The organism is Streptococcus mitis (genome assembly GCF_001579035.1).
In the GTDB taxonomy this organism is placed as follows: Bacteria; Bacillota; Bacilli; order Lactobacillales; family Streptococcaceae; genus Streptococcus; species Streptococcus mitis_J.
The window spans coordinates 56006-65393 of the sequence record NZ_KQ970287.1 but is presented as its reverse complement, the minus strand read 5'-3'; the positions used below and the strand labels follow the sequence as shown (position 1 = coordinate 65393).

The window sequence follows — 9388 nt, the reverse complement described above, 5'->3', positions numbered from 1 at the left end:
GGAAGGTTGGATTGTATGGGTTGTGACGAAGCTTGAAGTGTTTGACATCTTCAATAGTCTGAGTTCCAGACAACTGCATGACTGTCTTCAATTCCGCATTCAAGTGTTCAAAGACTTGACGCACACCAACACTACCGCCGAGAGCCAAGCCATAGATAACAGGGCGACCAATAGCTACCAAGTCTGCTCCTGAAGCCAAGGCTTTAAAGACATGTTGACCACGACGAACACCAGAGTCAAAGACAATTGGCACACGTTTATCAACTGCTTCTGCCACTTCTTGAAGCGAGTCAAAGGCAGCTGGTCCACCGTCGATTTGGCGGCCACCGTGGTTGGTTACCCAAATACCAGAGGCACCTGCAGCAAGCGAACGTTCAACGTCCTCACGACATTGTGGTCCCTTGACATACACAGGAAGTCCTGAGTATTCAGCGATAAATTCTACATCACGTGGAGACAAGCGTTGTTTAGCTGATTTGTAAACAAAGTCCATTGATTTACCAGCACCTTCTGGCAGGTATTCTTCAACAATCGGCATGCCAACTGGGAAGACAAAACCATTACGCTTGTCAACCTCACGATTACCCCCTACAGTAGCATCTGCCGTCAAGACAATCGCTTTATAACCTTCAGCCTTCACACGGTCCATGATGTGGCGGTTAATGCCATCATCCTTACTAAAGTAAAATTGGAACCAATGAGGTGTCCCTTGAAGGGCTTCAGAAATCTCTGGAAGGTCGACAGTAGAGTAAGAGCTGGTTGTATAAAGAGAACCGAACTCATGCACACCACGCGCAGTCGCCACTTCACCCTGTTCATTAGCTAATTTATGAGCCGCAACAGGCGCCATAATGATTGGTGAAGACAATTTTTCACCTGCAAATTCAATCTCTGTACTTGGATTTTCTACATTGCAAAGCGTATGCGGAACGATGAGTTTGTGGTTAAAGGCGCGAATATTCTCACGTAAAGTAAAAGTATCTTCCGCCCCACTAGCGATATAGCCAAATGCTGCTTTAGGGATAACTTGTTGCGCCATTGGCTCCAAATCATAGGTATTGATGAAATCTACATGACCTTCTGCATTGCTTGTTTTGTATGACATAAAATGTCCTCCTTAATAAGTAAACGTTTACTTTGTATATTACAAAAATATCCTAACTCTTTTTTCAAAACTTTTCAAATATTTTGTTTGGAAATTTCAGAAATTGTAAGACAATGATAAAAAATCCTTATCACGGCAATAAAAAATAGATATTATCCAAAGAAGATTTTAAGTGCTACAATAACTGTATTATTTCTAGATAGGAGGTTCTATTTTTGGATTGGTCCATTGTTGAACAATATCTACCACTATATCAAAAGGCATTTCTTCTAACATTGCATATTGCAGTTTGGGGAATTCTGGGATCCTTTCTGCTCGGTTTAATCGTTAGTATCATCCGGCATTATCGAATTCCTGTTTTGGCGCAAGTAGCGACAGCCTACATTGAATTGTCACGCAACACGCCCCTTTTGATTCAACTCTTCTTTCTCTATTTCGGACTTCCTAGAATCGGGATTGTCCTATCTTCAGAAGTCTGTGCCACTTTAGGACTGGTCTTTTTAGGAGGCTCCTATATGGCAGAATCTTTCCGAAGTGGGCTGGAAGCCGTCAGTCAAACCCAGCAGGAGATTGGATTAGCTATCGGTCTGACACCTGTACAAGTCTTTCGCTATGTGGTTCTTCCGCAAGCAACAGCGGTGGCACTCCCCTCTTTTAGTGCCAATGTCATTTTCCTCATCAAAGAAACCTCTGTTTTCTCAGCAGTAGCTTTGGCCGACCTCATGTACGTCGCCAAGGACTTGATTGGGCTCTACTATGAGACAGACATTGCGCTTGCTATGTTGGTAGTTGCTTACCTTATCATGTTACTACCCGTCTCACTGGTCTTTAGCTGGATAGAAAGGAGGCTCCGCCATGCAGGATTCGGGAATCCAAGTACTCTTACAGGGAAATAATCTCCTGAGAATCTTACAGGGATTAGGCGTCACGATTGGAATTTCTATCCTGTCTGTCCTCTTATCCATGATGTTCGGAACAGTCATGGGAATCATCATGACCTCCCATTCTAGAATCATACGATTTTTAACACGATTGTATCTGGAATTTATCCGTATCATGCCCCAGCTGGTGTTGCTCTTCATCGTTTACTTTGGCTTGGCTCGAAACTTTAATATCAATATCTCAGGCGAGACTTCTGCTATTATCGTTTTCACCCTCTGGGGAACAGCTGAAATGGGGGACTTGGTCCGTGGAGCCATCACTTCCCTCCCTAAACATCAGTTTGAAAGTGGACAGGCGCTAGGTTTGACCAATGTTCAACTTTACTACCACATCATCATCCCACAGGTCTTGAGAAGACTGCTACCGCAGGCTATCAATCTTGTCACTCGGATGATCAAAACAACTTCCTTGGTTGTCTTGATTGGGGTTGTTGAGGTTACTAAGGTTGGACAACAAATCATTGATAGCAATCGCCTGACTATCCCAACTGCTTCCTTTTGGATTTATGGAACCATTCTAGTCTTGTATTTCGCAGTCTGCTTCCCTATTTCCAAACTATCCACTCACTTAGAAAAACATTGGAGGAACTAAATGTCTGAAACTATCTTAGAAATCAAGGAACTCAAAAAATCCTTCGGAGACAATCCCATCCTCCAAGGTCTATCCCTACAAATCAATAAAGGGGAAGTTGTCGTCATTCTAGGACCCTCTGGTTGTGGGAAAAGTACCCTCCTTCGTTGCCTCAATGGTTTAGAAAGTATTCAAGGAGGAGATATCCTGCTGGATGGTCAGTCTATCGTTGCAAATAAAAAAGATTTTCATCTAGTTCGCCAAAAGATTGGCATGGTCTTTCAAAGTTATGAACTCTTTCCCCATCTGGATGTCTTACAAAACCTCATCCTAGGCCCTATCAAAGCTCAAGGAAGGGACAAGAAAGAAGTAACGGAAGAAGCTTTGCAATTACTAGAGCGTGTCGGTTTGCTGGATAAACAACATAGCTTTGCGCGTCAATTATCTGGTGGACAGAAGCAACGGGTTGCAATTGTCCGTGCCCTCCTCATGCATCCAGAAATCATCCTTTTTGACGAAGTGACTGCTTCGCTGGATCCAGAAATGGTGCGTGAAGTTCTGGAACTCATCAATGACTTGGCCCAAGAAGGCCGTACCATGATTTTAGTAACCCACGAAATGCAGTTTGCCCAAGCTATTGCAGACCGCATTATCTTCCTAGACCAAGGGAAAATCGCTGAAGAGGGAACGGCTCAAGCCTTCTTTACCAATCCGCAAACCAAACGTGCTCAGGAATTTTTAAACGTCTTTGACTTTAGCCAATTTGGCTCATATCTATAAAGGAGATTTTTATGAAACTACTCAACAAACCACTCTTAACTGTTTTGGCACTTGCCTTTGCCCTTATCTTTATCACAGCTTGTAGCTCAGGTGGAAACGCTGGTTCATCGTCTGGTAAAACCACTGCCAAGGCTCGCACAATCGATGAAATCAAAAAAAGCGGTGAGCTACGAATCGCCGTATTTGGAGACAAGAAACCCTTTGGTTACGTTGACAATGACGGTTCTTACCAAGGCTACGATATCGAACTTGGGAATCAACTGGCCCAAGACCTTGGTGTCAAGGTTAAATACGTTTCAGTCGATGCTGCCAACCGTGCTGAATACTTGATTTCAAACAAGGTGGATATTACCCTCGCCAACTTTACAGTAACTGACGAACGTAAGAAACAAGTTGATTTTGCCCTTCCATATATGAAAGTTTCTCTGGGTGTCGTATCACCTAAGACTAGTCTCATTACAGACGTCAAACAACTTGAAGGTAAAACCTTGATTGTCACAAAAGGAACAACTGCTGAAACTTATTTTGAAAAGAATCATCCAGAAATCAAACTCCAAAAATATGACCAATACAGTGACTCTTACCAAGCCCTTCTTGACGGACGTGGAGATGCCTTCTCTACTGACAATACTGAAGTCCTAGCTTGGGCGCTTGAAAATAAAGGATTTGAAGTTGGAATTACTTCCCTTGGTGATCCCGATACCATTGCGGCAGCAGTTCAAAAAGGCAACCAAGAATTGCTAGACTTCATCAATAAAGATATTGAAAAATTAGGCAAGGAAAACTTCTTCCATAAGGCCTATGAAAAAACACTTCACCCAACCTACGGTGACGCTGCTAAAGCAGATGACCTGGTTGTTGAGGGCGGAAAAGTTGACTAATACTCAATGAAAATCTCTTCAAACCACGTCAGCTTCGCCTTGCCGTACTCAAGTACTGTCTGTGGCTAGCTTCCTAGTTTGCTTTTTGATTTTCATTGAGTATAAGATCCAATAACATCACAAAAAGAAATCAGGTAATCCTAGTGACTACCTGATTTTCTATGTCTTAAGCATTTTGCCAATTTTCTTGGTCTTCTTTAAAGCGTTTTAGAAGATCGAGTCCTTCTGGTGTGATATAGCCTTCTTCTTGAGCTAGGTGAATGAGTTCACTGTAGTTAGAAAGCGTCACAAGTTTGACACCTGCATCTGAGAAGTTCTTATCTGCTTTTGGCAATTGGTAGCTGAAAATCGCTACAACACCAAGCACATCTGCTCCTTCTCGCTTAGCTGCTGCAACAGCTTCAAGAACAGAACCACCAGTTGAAATGAGGTCTTCAACCACTACCATTTTTTGACCTTGAGCTACGCGACCTTCGATTTGGTTACCAGCTCCATGGTCTTTTGGTTTGCTACGGATGTAGGCAAATGGCAGATTCATCTTGTCAGCAATAATAGCTCCGTGTGGAATCCCTGCTGTTGCAGTTCCTGCAATCACTTCTACATCTGGAAAGGCTTCTTTAATAGCATCCACAAAACCATTTTCAATGAGAGTACGAGTTTCTGGATAGGCAAGAGTTACACGATTATCCGTATAAATGGGTGACTTGATACCAGATGCCCAAGTGAAAGGCTCCTCTGGTTTGAGGTAAACGGCTTGGATTTTCAAGAGGTGGCTAGCGATATCTTTAGCAAGTGTCATGGTCTTCTCCTTTTATTTTTATAATCTAGTTCTTTAATTCCAGTCCTGCGTCCATTCATCCTTGATGGCATGATAAGCTACAACAGGATCCTCAGCTTGAGTAATGGGACGTCCCACTACGATATAGTCACTACCGATTTGATAGGCATCTGCTGGCGTCATCACGCGTTTTTGGTCTCCAACAGCAGCTCCCTGAGGACGAATGCCCGGTGTCAGACAGATAAAATCTTGATTGGTAGCCTGCTTGATGACTTGCACTTCCTGAGCTGAGCAAACAACACCATCTAATCCCGCTTCAGCTGTCTTCTTGGCATAGTGAATCACAGACTCTTGCAGGCTAGTTTGGATATTTTGAAAATCCTGCATCTGCTCTTCTGAGGTTGAGGTCAGCTGAGTGACGGCAATCAATTTTGCTTGACTTCCAAGACCTTCACGCGCAGCCTTCATCATCTCTACACCACCAGCCGCATGAACATTGGTCATATCTACACCAAGCTGAGACAGGACCTTCATAGCTGATTTGACTGTATTGGGAATGTCATGCAGCTTGAGATCCAAAAAGACACTGTGACCCAAGCCTTTCAAGTAGGACACAATATCAGGCCCTGTTGCGTAATAGAGCTCCATCCCTACCTTTAGATAAAGGCTTTCTTCTGCTGGAAAAAGAGCTAAGAAGTCCTTGACCGCCTCAAAACTAGGAAAATCAAGAGCAATGACTGGACGATGTTCTCGCATAGGTTTCTCCTTTTACCTTTGCTAGTGAGAGAGTCTGGCCACAAGAAGCCACGAAAAAAGGAACCTGCCAACAGCAAGGTTCCACGAAAAATGGGTAGTCTCCACCCTTTCACCGTCTAACCTTAGCTGCCTCTCTGGACTGCTTTAAAGGTTTTCTATTATTCTATTATTTCTACTAGCACTTGTCAAGTAAAAACATGATTTAATCAACCCCATTCTCTACATCTCTACTTACTTTTTCAGGATATATTTTTTTACTGCTATCACTCTTTTTATCCCAGATTTTCATATTACTAAACACAGCTACTAGAATATTTCCAAATAGAAAGGTGCCTATCACCCAATATATGGACTCAGTTGTTAGGTATTGTCGATCCAAACCATCTTTTAAATGTAATAGTATAACAGTTTGCTGAACAGTCAAAAAGGTTGGCCAGAAACTTTTTTGAAAAAAGTAGACACTTCCATTATTTGTTACCGCTTTCTATAAGGTTAAGCTTAGTATACTACTAGGCAAACAAATAAGCAACTAATACTCTTCGAAAATCTCTTCAAACCACGTCAACGTCACCTTGTCGTACTCAAGTACAGCCTGCGACTAGTTTGCTCTTTGATTTTCATTGAGTATAAAATAGAAAATATAGGGCTGTAAAAACTGACTTCTATATAAAAAACGAACCAGCTTGACTGATTCGTTTTCGGACATTCTACTCCTACTTCCGATACATTTTAAACTGTAGGAAGAGGTCGCTATATTTTCCTGTCCATTTATGGTCAAATTTTTCATAAACTTCTAGGTGTTTCATGGTTTCAGCATCAGGATAGAAGGCCTTGTCTTCTTTTTTCTCCTCTGGGAGCAGTTCCTTAGCTGGTAGGTTTGGTGTTGAATAGCCGACATACTCTGCATTTTTGAGGGCATTTTCGGGTTTCAACATAAAGTTGATAAAGGCATAGGCTGCATCTTGATTTTTGACTGTTTTGGGAATGACCATATTGTCAAACCAAAGGTTGCTGGCCTCGGTCGGAACCACATAGCGTAGATTTTCATTTTTTTCTAGCATTTGGCTAGCTTCACCAGAGAAGGTTACACCGATTGCAGCATTGTTCTGGATCATGTAGCCCTTCATTTCATCCGCCACAATAGCCTTGATATTTGGAGTCAGCTTGTAGAGCTTGTCCACTGTCTCTTCCAACTGCTGGGAATCCTTGGAGTTGAGGCTGTAGCCTAGGGAGTTGAGCCCCAGTCCCAGCACCTCACGCGCCCCATCAAAGAGCATGATAGAGTTCTTATACTCTGGTTTCCAAAGGTCGTCCCAATGTTCAGGCGCTTCATCTACCATAGTTTCATTGTAGACAATTCCTAATGTTCCCCAGAAGTAAGGGATGGAGAATTTATTGCCTGGATCAAAGGACTGGTTGAGGAACTCTGGTCCGATATTTTCAAGACCTTCAAGTTTTGAATAGTCAAGCGGTACCAAGAGGTCTTCGTCCTTCATCTTGTTAATCATGTATTCACTAGGAATGGCAATATCGTAGGTCGTTCCACCCTGCTTGATCTTGGTATACATGGCTTCGTTGGAGTCAAAGGTCTCGTACTGGACTTGGATTCCTGTTTCTTCTGTAAATTGCTCCAAGAGTTCAGGATCGATATAGTCCCCCCAGTTGTAAATGACCAGTTTTTGACTATCTCGGCTATTGATTTTACTATCGAGATGAGTCGCAATTCCCCACAAGACCAGGATAATCGCTACAATTCCTGCTAAAAATGAATAGAGTTTTTTCATGCTTGCTCCTCCTTCTCACGTGAGATAAAGTAATATCCAACGACTAGGATAATACTAAAGAGAAAGACGAGGGCAGACAGGGCATTGATTTCTAGGGAAATCCCCTTGCGAGCACGAGAGTAAATCTCGACTGATAGGGTTGAAAAGCCATTTCCCGTCACAAAGAAGGTCACAGCAAAGTCATCTAGCGAATAGGTGAAAGCCATGAAATAACCTGCAATGATAGACGGAGTCAGGTAAGGAAGCATGATTTCCTTGAACATCTGAAATTGACTGGCACCAAGGTCATAGGCCGCATGAATCATGTCACCGTTCATTTCCTTGAGACGAGGCAAAACCATCAAGACCACGATAGGAATGGAGAAGGCCACGTGACTAGAAAGAACGGTCAAAAAGCCAAGTGAAAACTTGAGTTGGGTAAAGAGAATCAAGAAGCTGGCACCAATCATAACGTCAGGCGCAACCATGAGGATATTATTGAGTGATAGAAAGGCTTCTTGGTATTTCTTACGAGACTGGTAGATGTAAATGGCACCAAAAGTCCCGATAATGGTCGCAATCAAGGCTGACAGGAAGGCCAAGAAAAAGGTCTGAGTTACAATCAACATAAGACGACCATCGCCAAACATGGTTTTAAAATGGCTCAAGCTAAAGCCTGTAAAGCTATTCATGTCATTGCCTGCATTAAAGGCATAGCCAATCAGGTAAAAAATCGGCAAATAGAGGACAAGAAAGACCAGTCCTAGATAAAGGTTGGCAAATTTTTTCATCGTTCTCTCCTTTCCTTGGTCACCCACATGGTGATGAACATGGTCAGGATGAGAATCACACCGATGGTTGAACCCATACCGTAGTTGTCATTGGTCAGGAAGTTCTGCTCAATGGCTGTTCCCAGCGTGATAACGCGGTTCCCACCAATCAAACGGGTCAGCATGAAGAGACTCAAACTTGGGATAAAGACCGATTGGACCCCACTTCTCACTCCGTTCATAGATAGAGGGAAGATGACATGACGGAAGGTTTCCCACTTGGTCGCACCGAGGTCGTAGCTGGCATTGATGAGATTGTTATCCATATCGTCCAAGACATTAAAAATCGGCAAAATCATAAAGGGTAGCTCGATGTAGCTTGCAACAAAGATAAAGGAGAAATCGGTAAAGAGCAACTGTTGTGAGCCGATTCCGATAAATTCCAAGAATTGGTTAATAGAGCCATTCTGACCAAAAATTCCGATAAAGGCATAGGCCTTGAGGAGCAAATTGATCCAGGTAGGCAGGATAATCAGCATGAGCCAGAGTTGACGGTGCTTGAGACGGGTCAAAAAGAGGGCTGTCGGATAACTGATAAGCAGGGTCACAAAGGTCACAATCCCTGCATAAAGCACTGAGTTGAAACTCATTTTGAGGTAGGTCAAGTTTTGTGACGCAAAGTAAGATTTATAGTTTTCTAAGCTAAACTGGCCTTCAATGTTGAAAAAGGATTGACCGAAAATCAGGACCAAGGGTGCCAACACAAAGAGGGCAATCCAAAGCATGTAGGGCACTACAAAGAGTTTAGAGCTTGTTTTCTTCATCTCTTTCCTCCTCGATTGCATTGATCAGACCTGCTTCTTGCTCTTCAATTTCTACGTACTCTTCGATACGAGCATCGAACTCTTCTTCAGTTTCGTTGAGACGCATGATATGGATGTCTTCTGGCTCAAAGTCCAGTCCGATTTCCTCACCCACGATGGCCTTACGAGTCGAGTGGATCATCCATTCATTTCCAAGTTCGTCATAGGCGATAATTTCAT

At 42.9% G+C, this 9388-nt stretch carries 10 protein-coding genes and 2 pseudogenes; 4 read left to right on the top strand and 8 right to left on the bottom strand.

Going from position 1 to position 9388, the window contains the following annotated elements; all coding sequences use genetic code 11:
* Positions 1–1105 (bottom strand): L-lactate oxidase (gene lctO / locus SMIDD26_RS04750; protein ID WP_061439240.1); only part of this gene is annotated, 1105 nt, incomplete at its 3' end.
* Between the two features lie 215 nt (positions 1106–1320).
* Between lctO and SMIDD26_RS04745 the strand changes: the two genes are divergently transcribed.
* Genes SMIDD26_RS04745 through SMIDD26_RS04730 form a run of 4 tightly spaced genes read left to right on the top strand, consistent with a single transcriptional unit; the run spans position 1321 to position 4278 of the window.
* The gene (locus tag SMIDD26_RS04745) at positions 1321–2001 is read left to right on the top strand and encodes an amino acid ABC transporter permease (protein ID WP_061439239.1); all 681 of its coding nucleotides are present in this window, start codon (positions 1321–1323) and stop codon (positions 1999–2001) included.
* Positions 1961–2638 carry an amino acid ABC transporter permease gene (locus tag SMIDD26_RS04740; protein WP_061439238.1) on the top strand — a complete coding sequence of 226 codons (678 nt, stop codon included), beginning with the start codon at positions 1961–1963 and terminating at the stop codon, positions 2636–2638. Before SMIDD26_RS04745 ends, SMIDD26_RS04740 begins: the two co-directional genes overlap by 41 nt.
* Positions 2639–3397, top strand: a complete 759-nt coding sequence (locus SMIDD26_RS04735; protein ID WP_061439237.1) for an amino acid ABC transporter ATP-binding protein — start codon at positions 2639–2641, stop codon at positions 3395–3397.
* 11 nt (positions 3398–3408) lie between these two features.
* Positions 3409–4278 (top strand): cysteine ABC transporter substrate-binding protein, encoded by an 870-nt coding sequence (locus SMIDD26_RS04730; protein WP_061439235.1) that lies wholly within the window; start codon positions 3409–3411, stop codon positions 4276–4278.
* A gap of 166 nt (positions 4279–4444) precedes the next feature.
* Here the strand turns inward: SMIDD26_RS04730 and pyrE are convergent, their stop codons facing one another.
* From pyrE to SMIDD26_RS12790, 7 genes and pseudogenes are all read right to left on the bottom strand, one after another.
* Positions 4445–5077 (bottom strand): orotate phosphoribosyltransferase, encoded by a 633-nt coding sequence (pyrE, locus tag SMIDD26_RS04725; protein ID WP_061439233.1) that lies wholly within the window; start codon positions 5075–5077, stop codon positions 4445–4447.
* Between the two features lie 33 nt (positions 5078–5110).
* Positions 5111–5812 carry an orotidine-5'-phosphate decarboxylase gene (pyrF, locus tag SMIDD26_RS04720; protein WP_061439231.1) on the bottom strand — a complete coding sequence of 234 codons (702 nt, stop codon included), beginning with the start codon at positions 5810–5812 and terminating at the stop codon, positions 5111–5113.
* Between the two features lie 231 nt (positions 5813–6043).
* Positions 6044–6236, bottom strand: a pseudogene (locus SMIDD26_RS04715) (hypothetical protein).
* A 289-nt stretch (positions 6237–6525) separates the two neighbouring features.
* Positions 6526–7596: an ABC transporter substrate-binding protein gene (locus SMIDD26_RS04710; RefSeq protein WP_050240977.1), complete on the bottom strand. Its 1071-nt coding sequence runs from the start codon at positions 7594–7596 to the stop codon at positions 6526–6528.
* Positions 7593–8366 carry an ABC transporter permease gene (locus SMIDD26_RS04705; RefSeq protein ID WP_000712740.1) on the bottom strand — a complete coding sequence of 258 codons (774 nt, stop codon included), beginning with the start codon at positions 8364–8366 and terminating at the stop codon, positions 7593–7595. Before SMIDD26_RS04705 ends, SMIDD26_RS04710 begins: the two co-directional genes overlap by 4 nt.
* Entirely contained in the window at positions 8363–9169 is an 807-nt protein-coding gene (locus tag SMIDD26_RS04700; RefSeq protein ID WP_000753801.1) for an ABC transporter permease, read from the bottom strand. Before SMIDD26_RS04700 ends, SMIDD26_RS04705 begins: the two co-directional genes overlap by 4 nt.
* Positions 9150–9388 (bottom strand): annotated as a pseudogene (locus SMIDD26_RS12790) (spermidine/putrescine ABC transporter ATP-binding protein); the annotation flags it as partial. The gene SMIDD26_RS04700 and the pseudogene SMIDD26_RS12790, both read right to left, overlap by 20 nt.